Below are 17,511 nucleotides of genomic sequence, written 5' to 3'. Positions count from 1 at the left end.
GACTACGGCTACGTGCTCTCCGGCTCGGGCATCAGTCCCTTCAGGTAGGCGAGGCCATCGACGGCGATGGCGTCCTGGGTCGGCGCCAGCGGGCGCCAGATCGAGGCGGCCGTGGCGATCGTCGCGTTCTCGGCGGTGAAGGACTCGATGACGAGCGGTCCGTCGTAGCCGGTCGCGTCGAGCGCGGCGAGCAGGCCGCGCCAGTCGAGGTGGTCGGTGCCCGGTGCGCCGCGGTCGTTGCCGCACACCTGGACGTGCGCGATGCGCTCGCCCGCGCGCGTCACCGCGCCGGGCAGGTCCGTCTCCTCGATGTTCATGTGGTAGACGTCGAGCATGAGGCCGATGCCGGCCGCGGGCAGGCGCCGTACGACCTCCAGCCCCTGGTCGACGGTGTTGACGAGGCTCGTCTCGTAGCGGTTGAGCGGCTCGAGCCCGACGACGACGCCCGCCGCCATGGCGTGCTCGACGACCGGGGCGAGGTGCTCGGCGAGCTCCTCGTAGGCGGCCTCGCGCTCGGCCGGGCCGAGCCGCCACGTGCGCCCGACCGACGCGTACGCCGGGCCGCCGATCACCGGGGCGCCGACGGTCCGCGCGACGTCGACGACGTGGCGCAGGTAGTCCTGCGTGGCGCGCACCGTCGCGGCGTCCGTGGCGACGAGCTCGCGCCCCTCGCCCATGACGAGCGAGACGCTCGCGGCGAGGCCGTGGTCGGCGAGGACGGCGGCCGCCGTCGCCGGGTCCCAGTCCCCCGGGTTCTCGACGGGCAGCTCGAGCACGTCGAAGCCCCACCCCGCGACGCGCGGGGCGATGCCGCGCAGCGCGTCGTCGGTCAGGGGCGACGTCCACACCCACGTGTTGACGCCGAGCGCGCGCCGGCGCACCGGGACGGGCGCGCCGTCGGGCGCGAGCAGGTCGGTCGCGCGGTGCGCGGGGGTCGGGCCGGGAAGAGCCACGTCGCTCTCTCTCGTCGGGTCCGAGCACTCGGCCGTCCCGCCCGCGTGCCCGACGCCGCGGCGCGCCCCCGTGCGGGAGGTGCGCCGCGCCGTCGGGCGGGCGGGCGGGGCGCCCGGCCGGTCGGACGGCGACCGGGCGGCCCCAGGTGGTCCGGCCGCGCGGCCGGACCGGGGTGGTGCTGGCGTCAGCGGTCGGTCCAGGCCTCCGGGAACCCGGGCAGGTCCTCGCCGCCGAACTTCGCGTAGTGCAGGGACGGCATGTCCTTGTTCGCCTCGAGGTAGGCGTCGAGGTCCTCGGCGACGACCGGCGACTGCGGCAGGACCCACTCGGACGGCACCTGCTCGCCGGCCCAGATCATCTGCGCCGCGAGGATCGGCGTGCGCCACTGGAAGTTGGAGTACACAGCGCCGATGGCGGTCATGTCCGTGTCCTTCCACTTGCGCAGGAAGCTCATCTCGTCCTCGCCCATGAAGACGGGGTACGGCTTGCCCGCGTCCTCGAACGCCTCGACGGCCGCGACGGCGCCGTCGCCGGCGTCCATCCAGATGCCGTCCACGTCCCCGCGCTGGAGGTACTGCGTGACGATGTCCTTGATCTTCGCCCCGTCGCCGCCGGTGAACTCGGCGCCCACGACCTCGAGCTCCGACTCGGAGAAGATCTTGTCGGCCGCGGCCCAGCGGTTCTCGAGCACGTCCACGCCCGGCAGGATGCGCAGCGCGAGGACCTTCGAGCCGGGCTCGAGGTTCTCGACGAGGAACTCGGCGCCGTCGGCGCCGTACGCGTAGCCGCCGATCGGGTGGATGAACGTCACCATGCAGTCGGTGTTGACGCCGCGGTCGAACACGATGACGGGCTTGCCCGACTCGCACGCCGCCTCGACGGCGGGCGTGAGGGTCGCGGTGGTCGACGGCGAGATGATGATCGCGTCGCAGTCGCCCGCCGCGACGAACGCCTGGATGTCGGAGATCTGCTTGTTGTCGTCGTCGGCGGCGTCGGAGACGCGGAACTCGCCGATCACGCCCTCCTCGGTGAGGACCTCGACCTGCTGCTGCATGGTGATGAACCCGGTCACGCGCCACGGGTTGGACACCGACGCGTTCGAGAAGCACAGCGTGTTGCCGCCCTCGGCGCTCGCGAACTCGGCCGTGTCCACGTACTCGGGCTCGATGGCCTGGAGCCACGGCTGGTCGGCCGGTCCCTCGGGCACGACCTCGCGCTGGGCGAGCTCGCGGTCGTAGTCCGCCTGGACGAACCACTCGGAGTCGGCGCCGCCGGACTCCTCGCCCGCGGGGCTCTCCTCGGCCGAGGTCTCCCCGCCCGTGTCGGTGGGGGTGTCGGTCGTGCAGGCGGCCGCGAGGAACAGCGTGGCCACCGCCGTGCCGGCCAGGAGTGCTCGTGTACGTCGCATGTCCTTCTTCTCCTTGGTGAGACGTCGTCGTCCCGCAACGTGCGGGGAAGGGGGTACAGCTCGGGTGCTGCCGCACGGCCGTGCGCGGGGGTACGGCAGGGGTCGTGCGCGGGGAGGGGCGCGCGGGCGTCGTCGCCGGGCGCGCGGGGCTCAGGCGTTCGCGGGGGCGGGCTCCTTCGGTGCGGGGGTCGGGCCCGCCGCCGGCGGGGCGTCGGGGGTGGACGCGCGGCGCCGCGACCGGCGCGGCAGCGCGGCGTAGGCGACGGCCGCGATGATGATCACGCCCTGCACGGCGGGGCGGATCGTCGACGGCAGGCTCAGCTGGTTGAAGAGGGTGAACAGCGCCTCGAGCGTGAGCGCGCCCGCCATCGCGGCGATCACGGTCCCCCGCCCGCCGCCGAGGACGACGCCCCCGAGCACGACGGCGGTGATCGCCATGAACTCCAGGCCCTGCCCGACCTGGGCGGTGACGCCGGCGTACCCGCCGATGAGGATCGCCGCGACGGTCGCCAGGAAGCCCGACAGGAGGAAGGCGCGCGTGCGCACCCACCACACCGAGCCGCCCGCGTAGCCCGCCGCGACGTCGTTGTCGCCCGTGGCGACGAGCGTGCGGCCGAACGGGCGGCGCATGAGCAGGGCTGCGGCCACGCCGAGCACGACGACGACGAGCAGCGCGTACGGCACCTGGAACTGGCCCGGGTTGTCGGGGATGCCCCCGCGTCCCCACTGCCGGAACCCGTCGGTGAGGGCGCCCGTGGGGGCGCCACCCGTCCAGAGCCGGATCGCGCCGTAGAGCACGAGCATCATGCCGAGCGTCGTGATGAACGACGGCACCTTGAGCAGCGTCGTCACGAGGCCGTTGACGAGCCCGACCGCGAGGCCGAAGACGATCATGAGGGCCATGACGGGCCAGGTCATCGAGTCCTCGCCGTCCATGAGCTTCGCGGCGATGACGACCTGGGCGCCCACGAGCGAGCCGACCGACAGGTCGAACTCGCCCGAGACGATGACGAAGTACTGCCCGATCGCGAGGATGACCAGCGGTGCGGCCTTCTTGACGAACGCCATGAGCGACATCGGCTCGCCGAACGACGGGTTCATCACGAGGATGACCGCGAAGACGAGCACGAGCAGCGCGAACACGGTCCAGCTGCCGCCCGCGGTGAGGCGCTCGAGCCAGCCGGCCCGCGGCGCGCGCGCCGGGATGGTCCGGCGCGTGGTGTCGGTGGTCATGCGGACGCACCTCCGGTGCGGGTCGGGCGGAAGCGGGCCCGGCTGCTCGCCGGGTCGATCTGGCGCCGGGCGTACAGGGCGACGGCGGCGATGATGATGACGCCGCGCAGCACGTCCTTGAAGAACGGGTCGACGTCGAGCACGTTGAAGACCGTGTCGAGCACGGCGAGGATCAGCACGCCGCCCACCGTCCCGACGACCGAGCCGCGCCCGCCCATGAGGAGCGTCCCGCCGAGCACGACGGCGGCGATCGAGTCGAGGTCGAGGCCGTAGGAGTAGACGAGCGCGTTGCCGGTGCCGAAGCGCGCGGCGATGAGCAGGCCGGCGACGCCCGCGCAGACCGAGCACAGCACGTGCGCGAGGACCAGCGTCCGGTCCGTCCGGATGCCCGAGAGCCGCGCGACGTCGGTGTTCCCCCCGACGGCGAACATGTGGTACCCGGGGCGCGTGCGCGTCAGGAGCACGACGCCCACGGCCGCGACGAGCAGCATGACGACCGTCGAGACCGGCACCGGGCCGACGCGCGTGTACCCGAACATCTGGAACGAGGCGGGCACCTCCCCCGCCGGGCCCTTGAACTGCGTGTCGAGGTAGCCCTTGATGATGAGCCCGACGCCGAGCGTCGCGATGAACGCGTTGACCCGCAGCTTCGCGATGACGAGCCCGTTGACGAGGCCGACGACCGCCGCGACGCCCACCGCCGCGAGCACGCCGAGCCAGACGCGCGACGGGTCGCCCGCCATGGTCGTCGCGCCGACGATCGAGCTGAGCGCGACGACGTAGCCGACGGACAGGTCGAGCGACTTGCACAGGACGGCGAACGTCTGCCCGATCGCGACGAAGCCGAGCAGGCTCGTCTGCGTGAGCATGTACGCCGTGTTCGCCGTGCTGAACAGGTTGCCGCCGCCCACGGCCACGAGGACGCCGGCGATCACGAGGATCCCGACGAGGGCGAGGTAGACGATCTCCGTCGAGCCCAGCCGGCGACGGCGCGCGGGGGCGCGGCTCGCGGTGGGGGCGGCGGTCGCGACCGCGGTGCTCATCGGTGCTCCTTCGGGCCGTCGGGGGCGTGCGGGGCGCTGCGGGACGTGGTGCCGGGGTCGGCGCCCGGGAGGTCGTCGGCGTCGGCGAGGGCGCCGAGGTCCACCTGGACGTGCTCGCCGGAGGTGTCCTCGCCCGCGCCCGTGGCGAGCGCCATGACGGTCTCCTCGTCGCTGCCCGCGGGGAGCTCGCCCGCGAGGCGGCCGTCGCGCATGACGAGCACCCGGTCGGCCATGGCGACCACCTCGGGGAGCTCGGACGAGATGAACAGCACGGCGACGCCGTTCGCCGTGAGCTCGCGCATGAGGTCGTAGACCGCGCGCTTGGCGCCCACGTCGATGCCGCGCGTCGGCTCGTCGAGCACGATGACCTGCGGGTCCGTGACGAGCCACTTCGCGAGGACGACCTTCTGCTGGTTGCCGCCCGACAGGTACTGGACCTCGGCCTCCTGCGAGCTCGCGACGAGCTCGAGCGAGGACAGGATGCCCGGGATGCGCTTCGCGCGCCGGTCGGCCTGGCCGGGCACGACGGCGTCGAGCACGAGGCGCGCGTTGGCGAGGATCGACTGGCCCAGCGCGAGCCCCTCGGCCTTGCGGTCCTCGGTGACGAGCGCGAGGCCGGCGCGGACCGCCTGGCGCGGCGAGCGCACGTCGACCGGCTTCCCGCCGACGAGGACGCGGCCGCGCGTGAAGCCCGCGATGCCGAAGACGCCGTGCGCGATCTCGGTGCGCCCCGAGCCCTGGAGCCCGGCGAGCGCGACGATCTCGCCCGCGCGGACCTCGAACGACACGTCGTCGACCTGCGTGTTGCCGACGCCCTCGAGCGCGAGCCGCACCTCGCCCGGGACGATCGCGGGGTCCTTGTCCGGGAAGTAGCCCGCGAAGTCGCGGCCGACCATCGTGCGCACGAGGCGGTCCGCGTCGATGTCCGCCGTCGGCGTCGTCAGCACGTGGTTGCCGTCCTTGAGCACCGTGATGGTGTCGCAGAGGTCGAAGATCTCCTTGAGGCGGTGCGAGACGTAGAGGATCGCGACGCCGCGCTCCTTGAGCCGGTGCACGAGCTCGTAGAGGAGCTCGACCTCCTGGTCGGCGAGCGCCGCCGTCGGCTCGTCCATGGAGATGATCCGCGCGTCGTAGGAGACGGCCTTGACGATCTCGACGATCTGCTGCTGCGCCACGGACAGCGAGCCGACGCGCGTCCACGACGCGAGCCCCGTCAGCCCGAGCTCGGTGAGCAGGGCGGTCGTGTCCGCGTGCATGCGCCGCCGGTCGACGAGGCCCGCGCGGCGCGGCTCGCGGCCGAGGTAGACGTTCTCCGCGACGGACCGCTCGGGCAGGAGGTTGAACTCCTGGAACACCGTCGACACGCCCGCGTGCTGCGCGGCGAGCGGCGAGGCGAACGTCGTCGTCTCGCCGTCGAGCTCGAGCGTGCCCGCGTCGGGGCGGTGCACGCCGGCGATGATCTTCATGAGCGTCGACTTGCCGGCGCCGTTCTCGCCGACGAGCGCGTGGACCTCGCCGGGCCGCACGTCGAGGTCGATCCCGCGCAGCACGGAGTTCCCGAAGAACTCCTTGCCGATGCCGCGCAGGCGCAGGAGCGGCCGGTCGTCGCCCTCCCCCGCGGCGGGACGCGGCTCGCGCGTCGTCGTCGCGGTCACGACGCGACCTCGACCCAGCCGCCCGTGCGCACCGACGTGGCCACGGCGTCGGCGAGCCGCGCTGCGCGCAGGCCGTCGTCGAACGTGGGCAGGCCGTCCGGGACGGCGCCCCCGACGGCCGCGGCGGTGTCGGCGACGAGCGCGTCGAAGCAGTCCTGGTAGCCCTGCGCGTGCCCGGCGGGGAGGCGCGAGTACCGGGCCGCCGCCGGGGAGAGCGTCTCGGGGTCGCGCACGAGGAGGCGCGACGTCGTGCGCCGGCCCTCCCAGAGCGTCTCGGGCTGCTCCTGGTCGAACGCGAGGGTGGACTCCGAGCCGGAGATCTCGAGGTAGAGCCGGTTCTTGCGGCCGGCCGACACCTGCGAGATCACGGCCGAGCCGAGCGCGCCGCCGTCCGTCGCGTACTGGAGCGTCACGGCGTCCTCGGTCGCGACCTCGTGCACGACGCCGTCGGCGCCCCGGCGGTGCGGGTTCACCGTGGCCGACTGCGCGACGAGGCGCACGATGCGCTGGCCCGTCGTGAACTCCAGCAGGTCGCAGAAGTGGGAGCCGATGTCGCCGAACGCGCGGCTCGCGCCGCCCAGCGCGGGGTCGACGCGCCAGTTGTCGTCGGAGTCGCGCAGGAGCCAGTCCTGCAGGTACGAGCCGTGCACGAGCGAGACGGTGCCCACCTCGCCGCGGCGCACGCGCTCGCGCGCCTCGCGGACCATGGCGTGGAAGCGGTAGGTGAACGGCACGACGGCGACGCGCCCGTCCCGCTCGCGCGCCGCGGCCGCGAGGCCGGCGAGCTCGACCGCGCCCGCGACGTCGGTCGCGAGCGGCTTCTCGCACACCACGTGCTTGCCGGCGGCGAGCGCCGCGCGCGCCAGGGGGACGTGCAGGTGGTTGGGCGTGCACACGTGCACCACGTCGACCTCGGGGTCCGTGAGCAGCTCCTCGACCGTCGCGACGGCGCGCTCGGCGCCGAGGCCCGGCGCGGCGGCGCGCGCGATGTCGAGGTCGGCGGCGGCGACGCTCACGACGCGGCCTCCGCCCGTGCGCACGGCCCGGGCGTGGACCCCGCCCATGAACCCGGTGCCGAGGATCCCGGCGCGGTACCCGGCGGCGGGCAGCCCGAGCTCGTCGGGGCTGCTGGCGGGGAAGGTGCTTCGGGCGGTCGAGGCCCCTGGCGTGGTCGCTCCCGGGAGGGGCGTCCCCGGCTCCAGCACCGGGGTACGCACGTCCTGCGCGACGTCGTCGGCTCGCATGGATGACAACGTAGGGGCACTTATGTCGAGGGTCAAGCAAAAGCCGAACATTGACCGTCACGGTTATATAACCCTGCCCGCAAAACAAATGTGAAGGCTCACACAGTCGTGTCCGGACGCGCGCACGCCACCGCCCCCGGCCGTCGGGACGGCCGGGGGCGGTGGCGTGTCGGACTGCCCCCACCCGTCGGTCGGCGACGCCGACCGACGGGGAGACTGCGGTGCTGCGTGGTGCTACTTGGTCGAGAACGCGGCGTCGAAGGCCGCGTCGGGCGCGTCGAACGCGTACTTCTTGACGAACTCCAGGGCCTCGGGGGCACCGACGAGACGGTCCATGCCGGCGTCCTCCCACTCGACCGAGATCGGGCCCTCGTAGCCGATCGTGTTGAGCATCCGGAACGCGTCCTCCCACGGCACGTCGCCGTGGCCCGTGGAGATGAAGTCCCAGCCGCGGCGCGGGTCCGCCCAGGCCAGGTGCGAGCCCATGCGGCCGTTGCGGCCGTTGTGCATCCGCTTCTTCGTGTCCTTGCAGTCCACGTGGTAGATGCGGTCCTTGAAGTCCCACAGGAAGCTCACCGGGTCGAGGTCCTGCCACACCATGTGGCTCGGGTCCCAGTTGAGCCCGAACGCCTCGCGGTGCCCGATCGCCTCGAGCGTGCGGACCGTCGTCCAGTAGTCGTACGCGATCTCGCTCGGGTGCACCTCGTGCGCGAACCGGACCCCGACCTCGTCGAACACGTCGAGGATCGGGTTCCAGCGGTCCGCGAAGTCCTGGTACCCGGCGTCGATCGCCTCCTGGGAGACCGGCGGGAACATCGCGACGTACTTCCAGATCGCCGAGCCCGTGAAGCCCACGACGGTCTTCACACCCAGCTTCGCCGCGAGGCGCGCGGTGTGCTTCATCTCCTCCGCGGCGCGCTGGCGCACGCCCTCGGGGTCGCCGTCGCCCCACACGACGTCCGGCAGGATGTCGCGGTGGCGCTGGTCGATCGGGTCGTCGCACACCGCCTGGCCCTTGAGGTGGTTCGAGATCGCGTAGACCTCGAGGTCGTACTTGGCCAGCAGGTCGAGCTTGCCCTGGACGTACTCGTCGTCGTCCCAGCGCCAGGGGTCGAGGTGGTCGCCCCAGCACGCGATCTCCAGGCCGTCGTAGCCCCAGCCGGACGCGAGGCGTGCCACCTCCTCGAACGGCAGGTCGGCCCACTGCCCGGTGAAGAGGGTGATCGGTCGTGCCATGGTCGTGTCTCCTTCGGTCGTTCTCGGTTCGTGCCCGGGGTCACCGGGCGGACGTCTTGGTCAGGGGGCGGGGCGCGCCCCTCGCGGCCTCGTCGGTGCCCGACGCGCGCGCGCGGCGCCGCACGACGACGTAGCCCGCGGCGAGCAGCAGCGCGGCGACCACGGCGACGGCGACCCACACGAGCGCGCTCGTCGAGCCCTCGTCCGTGGCGGTGCCGTCGGCCGCGGTGCCCTCTCCGGCGGCGTCGTCGCCCGCGGCGGCGTCGTCGCCGGCCGCGTCGGCGCCTGCCGCCTCACCCTCCGCGCCGGCGGCGTCGCCGCCCTCCTGCGCCGCCGCGTCGTCGCCCTCGCGCGGGGCGGGCTCCGGCAGCGGCACGACGTCGACCTGCGCCGACGCGGTGGCCTCGGCGGGGTGGGTGATCGTGGCGGTGAGCGTCCAGTTGCCGTCGGCGAGGACGCCGGGGTCGGACGTGTACCAGCCGACGCCCTCGGACGCCGACCGGAGCGTGAGGGGGCCGACGGTCTCGCCGGCCGCGGACTCCCCCGTCACCGAGACGTCGGCCGCCTCCTCGACGGGGTGGCCGTCGACCTTCCAGGTGAGGTTCGCGGACACGCCGCCCTGGCCGTCCGTGCCGAGCGAGATGACGACGTCGCCGCCGTGGGCGCCGGCCGGGGCCGCGCCGACGAGCGCGAGCACGCCGCCGAGCAGGAGGCCCAGCGCCGCGGTGAGGAGCGCGCGGGCGCGATGCCGCACGGGGGCGGCCGTCCGGCGGAGCGGCAGGAGCCGCGTGCCGCCCGGAGGCCGGGGGCTGGTGCGCTGGCGGGGCGTACGGGACATCGGGTCATCACCTCGTCGTGGGTCCGTGTGCGGTGGGGGCGGCGGTCGTCGCCGGTCCCCCGGGGTGCCCCGGCGCCGGGCCGGAGCGCCCGTTCCCGGGCGCCGGGGCCGGAGACCCGGAGGTCCCCGTCGTGCTCGTCGTGCGGGCAGCGTACGGTCGGCCCGGCCGATGGGCCGCCCGGACGCCCGAGCGCCCGCGCGCCGAGCGCGGTGCCCGGCGGGCCGGTGCTCAGCGCACCGACCCGCCGGAGCTCGTCAGGAGCAGGACCGGGCCGCGTAGTCCGCGGTCCCGGAGAACGTCCTCCCCTCGGCGTCCGTGGCGGTCACGGTCACGATGCCCGCGTCGACCGCGACGGCGCGCGACGCGAACGACTGGTACGCGTTCGCACCGGGCGCGACGTCCGCGACCTGCTTCGACCCGTACGGGGTCTCGAGCGTGATCGCGAGCGGGACCGTGTCGTCGTTCGCCGCGCGGACCGCGACGAACACCTTGCCGGCCATGCAGCGCGTCTCCGCGGTGATGGTGACGGCGATCGGCTCGGCCTCGTCCTCGACCACCCGGAAGTGGCCGAAGGACGCCGGAGCACCGGTGTCGGCCGACGCCCCGAGGGCGAAGAGACCGACCTTGGCGTCCGCGGCGGGCGCGTTGGTCACGCTCTCGTCGAACGTGGTCCACGTCTCGCCGTCCGCGCTGTACGCGCCGGTGAACGTGTCACCGGAGCGCGTGAGGCGCAGGTGCCACACCGACTCGGCGAGGCTCCCCGTCTGCGGCTGCGGGTTCTGCACCACTCCGCCGACCTCGCTGCGCAGCTCGATCCGGGCGTTGCGCGCCTGGCCGGCCTGGTTGTCGACCACGTAGTCGAGCTTCACGTAGTCGTCGTCGCCGCCGTAGACGATCAGACCGCCCTGCTGGTACTGACGGTCGAACGCGGAGCCGTCGACGACGGTCTCGATCGTCCACTCGTCACCCGGCTGGTCCTGCAGCACGATGTTCGGCACCGGGCGGTTGTCCGTCCCGTAGATGTCCGTGGGCGTCGTGTCGATCTGCAGGGAGCCGTCCGTCACGCGGTAGCCGGTCGGGTCCTCGCGGACGATCGACCAGCGGCACGTGTCGAGGGCGTCGCCGTCGAACTCGTCGTCCGGCCCGGGGGCCGCCGCCGTGTCGTCGGGCGTGATGTGGAACCAGTCGAACTCGGCGTCGACGACCGGGGTGGTCGTGTTGTTGCCCTTGAGGGCCACGAGCCCGATCTTCGCGTTCTCCAGGTCGGCGATCGACTTGGTCTGCGGCATCGTCGTGAAGTCGATGCCGTCGGCCGAGTAGGCCGCCTGGAGGCTCGCGCCGTCGCTGACGAACCGCACGTAGACCGTGTCGGGGTAGTCGGCACCGAGCGCGGCCGAGTTGGACTCGTTGACCTCGTTCGGCTGGGCGTTCTCCTCACGGATGAACTGGAAGATCCGCGTCGCCGGGTCCGCCGTGGCCGACCGGCCCTGGAGGACCATCTTCGCGTAGTTGTCCTGGTCCTCCCAGATCAGCAGACCGGCCTGCTGGTACTGCTGGCGGGCCGGCAGGGTCACCTTCGCGGTGGCCGTGAACGGTCCGTCCGGGAGGTCCTGGAGCACCAGGTTCGGCACGACGGTGTTGTCCGTGCCGTAGAAGTCCCGCGTCGCCGTGGGGACCACCAGGCGCCCGTCGCGCACGACGAGGTTCTGGTCGCGGTTCGTCACGGTCCAGCGGTCCTCGTCCAGGTCGGTACCGAGGAAGTCGTCCGAGCGGCCGGAGAAGCAGAGCCCCGGACCGGTCTCGGGCGCCTTGACGGTCACCGTCGTGTACTCGACCGAGTACGCGCCGCGCTCGTCGGTGGCCCGCACCTGGAGCCGGTAGGTGCCCGGCTGGTCGTACGTGACCGCGAACGAGTCGGTGCCGTCGACGAAACCGTCGCCGAGGCCCGCGTCCCACGCGAACGTGACGGCCTCGTCCTCGGGGTCGGTCGCCGTGACCGACGCCGTGACCTCCAGAGGAGCGGTGCCCTCCGTCGGCGTGACCTCGAACGTGTCGATGGTCGGGCGCACGTTGTCCGTGACGCCGCGGCCGTCGAACTCGAGCCAGTTGACGTTCATCTGGCCGGCCACGTTGACGAAGTAGAGCGTCCCCGTGCCCTCGGGCACGTCGGTGATCTCCGTCGTCGCCATCGTGTACGCCTGCCAGTCACCGGTGTTCGGCACGGTCACCCGGCCGATCTCCGGACCGTCGGGCGCGTCCCAGCGCACGGACACCGTGCCGCCCGAGGGCGACGCGACGCGCATGCCGAGACCCTCGACGTTGTAGAGCGACATGGGCTCGTAGGCCCACCAGTCGTCCACCTCGATGTAGCCGAGGTTCTGGCCGCCCCCCGCGCTGTCGCTGGTCTGCTCCGTCTGGACGCCCGGGTCACCGGTGCTCGCCGAGCCGGGGAGCCGGCCCGTCGAGGTGTAGTACTCGGCCTGGAGCAGCTTCGGCTGCAGGATCTGGAGCGAGTTCGTCGTGAGCGGGACGCCCACCTCGCCGCCGTCGTCGGTGTAGAACGCCTCGAGCACCCAGAAGATGTTGGCCTCGAGCCCGTGGCCCTCGTCGCGGGCCGTCTGCATGACGCCCTCGCAGCCGGTCAGCTCCTCCATCGGGTGCGCGTGGGCGTCGTGCCCGAGCGCGGTCATCATCTGGAGGTTGGAGCAGTCCACCTCGCCGTCGGGGTCCTCGACCTCGACGACGTAGCGCACCTGGTCGCCCCACTCGAACACGCCACCGTTGTCCGGGAACGTGATCGTCACGCTCGGCGCCTGGTTCCCGACGACGATGCTGACGTTCGCGAAGCCCGTCTGGCCGTTCGCGTCGGTCGCCACGAGCTGCGCGGTGTAGCTGCCGTTCTCGGTGTAGGTGTGCACCGGGTTCGCCTCGGTCGACGGGTCGGACCCGTCGCCGAACGTCCACTGCAGCGAGATCGGGTCGCCCGCCGGGTGGCGGGTGCCCTCCGAGGAGAACTGCACCGTGAGGGGCGCGGCGCCGCTGGTCACGTCCGCGCTGGCGCGGGCGATCGGCGTCGGGTCGCCCTGCACGTAGTTGACCTTGTAGATGCCCGACGTCGTGTTGTTGCCGCCGAAGCCCTGGCCCCAGTCGATGACGTAGAGCGAGCCGTCCGGACCGAAGTCGAAGTCCATCGCGCGGTAGAAGCCCGCCGCGGGGTCGAAGTGCTTCGGCAGGATCCGGTTGATGTCGACGAGCTCGTCGCGGTTCTCCCCGTCGAGCTGGAACGAGTACATCTTGCCCTGGTTCCACTCGCCGAAGATCGCCTTGCCGTCCCAGTACTCGGGCCACTTGACGTCCGAGTCGAGCTCCGGGTCGTAGTCGTAGACGGGGCCGCCCATGGGCGCACCGCCGCCGCCGATCTCCGGGAAGAGCGGGTTGCCGGCGTAGTTGTACCAGACGTCGGCCGCGACAGCCGGCGGGAGCTGGGTCAGGCCGGTGTTGTTCGGCGAGTCGTTCACGGGCCCGTTGGCGCAGTCGTACGCCTGGCCCGACTGGCCGGTCGCGAAGTTGTAGTCGATGTACGCCGCGTTGTCACCGGTGCAGTACGGCCACCCGTAGAAGCCCGGCTCCGCGACGATGTTCCACTCGACCGTGTTCCCCGGGCCGCGGCTCGGGTTGGCGTTCTGCGCGTCGGGGCCGTAGTCGCCGACGAGCACGTTGCCCGTCTTCTGGTCCACACCGATGCGGAAGGGGTTGCGGAAGCCCATCGCGAAGATCTCGGGCTTCGTCTTGTCCGTCCCCGGGGCGAACATGTTCCCCTCGGGGATCGTGTACGTGCCGTCGTCCTCCGGGTGGATGCGCAGCACCTTGCCGCGGAGGTCGTTCGTGTTCGCCGACGTGCGCTGCGCGTCGTACGACGTGCGGCCCGCGCGCTCGTCGAGCGGCGCGTAGCCGGCCGACTCGAACGGGTTGGTGTTGTCGCCCGTCACGATCACGAGGTTGTCGTCGCCGTCGAAGACCATGTCACCACCCGCGTGGCAGCACGTCTCGCGCTGCGTCGGGATGACGAGGACCTTCTCCTCGCTCGCGGCCGAGATCGTCCGGGTCGCCTCGTCGTACGTGAAGCGCGAGACGCGGTTGTGCGGCCCGTCCGTCCCGACGTCCTGCGGCGACCAGAAGAGGTAGACCCAGCCGTTCTCCCCGAAGTCCGGGTCCAGGACGACGCCCGTGAGCCCGTCCTCGTTGGCCTGCGTGACCGCGAGGGTCATCGCCGTCGTGGTCTGGTTGCTCTCCGGGTCGATGAGGCGGACGCGCCCGTCGCGCTCGACGTAGAAGACCGTCCCGTCGGGGGCGACGTCGAGCATCATCGGGTTGGACGTCTCCTCGTCGAGCGAGACGACCTCGTAGCTGTCCGACTGCGACGCGGCGCAGTCCGACGGCACGACGCCCGCGGCGGTCTGGATGCCGCCGAGCAGGTGCTGGAGGAACTCCGGCTCCGCGTAGGACTCGTTCGTGTGGCCGCCACCGGTGTACCACGAGCGGCCGCCGTCGTACGCCTGGCACCAGGCGATCGGGTGGTCGGCGCCCATCGCGCCCGACCCCGCGGTGTAGGACGTCTCGTCCAGGCTCGCGAGCACGTGCACGGTGTCGCGCGGGTTGGTGCGGTAGTTGTACCACTCGTCGTAGCGGTCCCAGCGCGACGGCAGGTGCGCCGTCGACTCGTGGGCGTGGTCCTCGACCTTGACGGTCGCGTCCTGGTTCTGCGGGTGGCTGCTGAAGTACGCGCCGACCAGCTCGCCGTACCACGGCCAGTCGTACTCGGTGTCGGACGCCGCGTGGATGCCCGCGTACCCGCCGCCGTTCTGGATGTAGCGCTCGAACGCGGCCTGCTGGTCGTCGTTGAGGACGTCGCCCGTCGTGGACAGCCACACGACGGCGTCGTACTGCGCCAGGTTCTCGTCCGTGAACGCTCCCGCGTCCTCGGTCGTGGTCACGTCGAAGTCGTTCTCCGCGCCGAGCTGCTGGATCGCCGCGATGCCCGCGGGGATCGACCCGTGCCGGAACCCGGCGGTCTTGCTGAAGACGAGCACGTCGAACGGTGCGGTGTCGGCGGCGGCTGCGACCGGAGCCGCCGGGGCGACGCTCCCGGCGGCGGGGGCCGCCGTGGCCGACACCGCCGTCGCGATGGTCAGGGGGAGAGCGATCGCCGCCGCGGCTGCTGCCGCGACCGTGCGCCTCATGGCGAGCGATCCTCCAAGCACGTTTCTCACAAGGTCTCCTCGTCGAGATGGGGAACTGTGCTGCGCTCCGCCGGGTCGGCGCCATCGGCCTGCCGTCCGTCCCGGGCTCGTCGGCGGACTGTCTCGGTGCTCCGCCGGGCACCTTCCTCGCCGCCAGCGCGGCGGTCGTACCTCCTCTCGTCGTCCCGGTCGTCGGCCGTGCACCTGCGCGCGGCCGACGACCGGCCTGCCGTCCGTGCGGCGGGTCGAGACCTAGGGCTCGACCCAGCCGCCCGACGCCGCGCTGCGCTCGACCGCGTCGAGCACGCGCTGGACCACCAGGCCGTCCGCGAAGGTCGGCGCCGGGTGCGTCCCCGCGGCGATGCCCTCGACCAGGTCGACGACCTGGTGCGTGAAGGCGTGCTCGTAGCCGAGGCCGTGGCCCGCGGGCCACCAGTGCCCGACGTACGCGTGCTGCGGCTCCGTCACGACGATGCGGCGGAAGCCCGCGACGGCCGGGTCGTCGGCGGCGTCGAAGTAGTGCAGGACGTTCATGTCCTCGAAGTCGAACGCGACCGAGCCCTTCGACCCGTTGATCTCCAGCCGGATCGCGTTCTTGCGGCCGTAGGCGAACCGGGTCGCCTCGAACGTGCCGATCGCGCCGCCGGACATGCGGGCGAGGAAGATCGCGGCGTCGTCCACGGTGACGGGGCCGCGCTCGGTGCCGCCCTGTCCTGAGAGACCGGCGAACTCCGTCGCGACGGGTCGCTCCTTGACGAACGTCTCGAGCAGGCCGGAGACGCTCGTGATCCGCTCGCCGGTGATGAACTGGGCGAGGTCGATCACGTGCGCGCCGATGTCGCCGAGCGCGCCGCTGCCCGCCTTGGTCTTGTCCAGACGCCACGACAGGGGCGCGTCCTCGTCCGCGATCCAGTCCTGGAGGTACTGCGCGCGCACGTGCCGCACGGTGCCGATGCGGCCGTCGGCCACGAGCTGGCGCGCGAGCTGGATCGCCGGCACGCGGCGGTAGGTGAAGCCCACCATCGCGACCTGCCCGCGCCGCGCGGCGGCCTCGGCTGCCGCGACCATCTTCTCGGCCTCGGCGACCGTGTTCGCGAGCGGCTTCTCGCAGAGCACGTGCTTGCCGGCCTCGAGCGCGGCGATCGCGATCTCGGCGTGGGTGTCGCCGGGCGTGCACACGTCGACGAGGTCGACGTCGTCCCGGCCGACGAGCGCCTGCCAGCTCGTCTCCGTGGACTCCCAGCCGAGCCGCTGCGCGGCGGCGGCGACCGCCTCCGGGTTGCGGCCGCCGAGGACCCGCATCCGCGGGTCGAGGGGGAGGTCGAAGAACCGGGGGGCGGTCCGCCAGGCCTGCGAGTGCGCTGCCCCCATGAACGAGTACCCGACCATGCCGACGCCGAGCTGCGCGCCGTCGTTTCCTGCCATGACGTTCCTTCCGTGCTTCTCACGGCGCACGCCCACGGTCCGGCCGGGCGGTACCCGGGCGGACCGTGGGCGTGGTCCGCGTGCTTCCTGCTGCGTGCTGACGGGTGTCAGCGGGTCCGTCAGGACTGGAACGCGGTGGGCAGGTACTGGTCGACGTTGTCCTTCGTCACGACGGGCGCGAAGAGCTGGACCGTGCGCGGCACGTCGGACGACGCGAGGTCGCTGAGGTTCTTCTCGTGCGCCACGAGGCGGGCGAGCTTGATGCCGTCCGCGGCCTGCGTCGACGGGTAGACGACCGTCGCCTGGAGGACGGAGTCACCGGCCTGGATGTGCTCCATGACCTGCTTCGAGCCGGCGCCGCCGACCATGAAGAACTCGTCGCGGCCCGCGTTCTCGATCGCGGAGAGCACGCCGACGCCCTGGTCGTCGTCGTGGTTCCAGATGGCGTCGATCTGCGGCGCGGCCTGGAGGAGGTTGGCCGTCGCGGCCTCGCCACCCTGCACCGTGAAGTCGGCGGCGACGCGGTTGTCGACGTCGAGGCCGCAGTCGGACAGCGCGTCCTCGAAGCCCTGGCTGCGGTCCTGCGTGAGCGGCAGCGAGTCGATGCCGGCGATCTCGGCGACCACGGCGTCCGGGTTGTCGCCCAGCTGCTCGCAGATGTACTGGCCGGCGCTCACGCCCATGCCGTAGTTGTCGCCGAGCACCGTCGTCCGGGCGGCGAAGGGGCTGGAGAACTCACGGTCGACGTTGATGACGGGGATCCCCGCCTCCATCGCCTTGGTCGCGACCTCGGTGAGCGCGGCGCCGTCGAACGGCAGCAGCACGATCGCGTCGACGCCGTCGTTGATGAAGCCCTCGATCTGGCTGATCTGGACGTTCACGTCGTTCGTGCCGTCGGCGACACGGAGCTCGACGTCCTCGTACTCCGCGGCCTCCGCCTCGGCGGCGGTCGTGATGGCGCCCATCCAGCCGTGATCGGCGGCGGGGGCCGAGAAGCCGATGACGATCGGGTCGCCCGGGGCGTCGTTGTCGGAGACGGCCTGGTTGGCGCTGCCCCCGCCGTCGCCCTCGGCCGTGCCCTCGTCCTGCGGCGTGTTGGAGGTGCACGCCGTCGCGATCAGCGCGATCGAGGCGGCCGAGACCGTCGCGAGCGTGATGCGGCGGCGGAGGGTGGTGCGTGCGGACATGGGATCTCCTTCGATGCTGTCCTGCGGGTGGAACCTCAGGGGAACTG

At 72.6% G+C, this 17,511-nt stretch carries 11 protein-coding genes; all 11 read right to left on the bottom strand.

Translation table 11 applies throughout. The features are described 5' to 3' along the window. Positions 1-8: 8 nt before the first annotated feature. Positions 9-953 carry a sugar phosphate isomerase/epimerase family protein gene (locus GWJ10_RS19360; protein WP_346773841.1) on the bottom strand — a complete coding sequence of 315 codons (945 nt, stop codon included), beginning with the start codon at positions 951-953 and terminating at the stop codon, positions 9-11. 185 nt (positions 954-1,138) lie between these two features. Continuing rightward, a complete protein-coding gene (locus GWJ10_RS19355; protein ID WP_061268736.1) occupies positions 1,139-2,362 on the bottom strand; it encodes a substrate-binding domain-containing protein in 1,224 nt (407 codons plus the stop codon). 150 nt (positions 2,363-2,512) lie between these two features. After that, complete coding sequence (locus GWJ10_RS19350; RefSeq protein WP_061268735.1) at positions 2,513-3,595, bottom strand: ABC transporter permease; 1,083 nt, start codon at positions 3,593-3,595, stop codon at positions 2,513-2,515. Continuing rightward, positions 3,592-4,638 (bottom strand): ABC transporter permease, encoded by a 1,047-nt coding sequence (locus tag GWJ10_RS19345; protein ID WP_021483021.1) that lies wholly within the window; start codon positions 4,636-4,638, stop codon positions 3,592-3,594. The genes GWJ10_RS19350 and GWJ10_RS19345 overlap by 4 nt, the downstream gene beginning before the upstream one ends. After that, the gene (locus GWJ10_RS19340; RefSeq protein WP_163188937.1) at positions 4,635-6,293 is read right to left on the bottom strand and encodes a sugar ABC transporter ATP-binding protein; all 1,659 of its coding nucleotides are present in this window, start codon (positions 6,291-6,293) and stop codon (positions 4,635-4,637) included. Before GWJ10_RS19340 ends, GWJ10_RS19345 begins: the two co-directional genes overlap by 4 nt. After that, the gene (locus GWJ10_RS19335; protein ID WP_163188936.1) at positions 6,290-7,537 is read right to left on the bottom strand and encodes a Gfo/Idh/MocA family oxidoreductase; all 1,248 of its coding nucleotides are present in this window, start codon (positions 7,535-7,537) and stop codon (positions 6,290-6,292) included. The genes GWJ10_RS19340 and GWJ10_RS19335 overlap by 4 nt, the downstream gene beginning before the upstream one ends. 234 nt (positions 7,538-7,771) lie before the next feature. Continuing rightward, positions 7,772-8,773, bottom strand: a complete 1,002-nt coding sequence (locus GWJ10_RS19330) for a sugar phosphate isomerase/epimerase (protein ID WP_061268734.1) — start codon at positions 8,771-8,773, stop codon at positions 7,772-7,774. A gap of 40 nt (positions 8,774-8,813) precedes the next feature. Then, positions 8,814-9,611, bottom strand: coding sequence for a hypothetical protein (locus tag GWJ10_RS19325; protein WP_163188935.1), 798 nt, complete (start codon positions 9,609-9,611; stop codon positions 8,814-8,816). A gap of 255 nt (positions 9,612-9,866) precedes the next feature. After that, positions 9,867-14,852, bottom strand: a complete 4,986-nt coding sequence (locus GWJ10_RS19320) for a ThuA domain-containing protein (RefSeq protein ID WP_163188934.1) — start codon at positions 14,850-14,852, stop codon at positions 9,867-9,869. Positions 14,853-15,104: 252 nt separating this feature from the next. Further along, positions 15,105-16,277 (bottom strand): Gfo/Idh/MocA family oxidoreductase, encoded by a 1,173-nt coding sequence (locus GWJ10_RS19315; protein WP_021479936.1) that lies wholly within the window; start codon positions 16,275-16,277, stop codon positions 15,105-15,107. 119 nt (positions 16,278-16,396) lie between these two features. Continuing rightward, positions 16,397-17,464: a substrate-binding domain-containing protein gene (locus tag GWJ10_RS19310; RefSeq protein ID WP_076406051.1), complete on the bottom strand. Its 1,068-nt coding sequence runs from the start codon at positions 17,462-17,464 to the stop codon at positions 16,397-16,399. Positions 17,465-17,511: the final 47 nt, after the last annotated feature.

It is taken from the genome of Cellulosimicrobium sp. SL-1, from assembly GCF_011033075.1.
GTDB lineage: Bacteria > Actinomycetota > Actinomycetes > Actinomycetales > Cellulomonadaceae > Cellulosimicrobium > Cellulosimicrobium funkei.
Note: the sequence above shows the minus strand (reverse complement) of the source record. Positions and strands in the feature narration are given on the sequence as shown.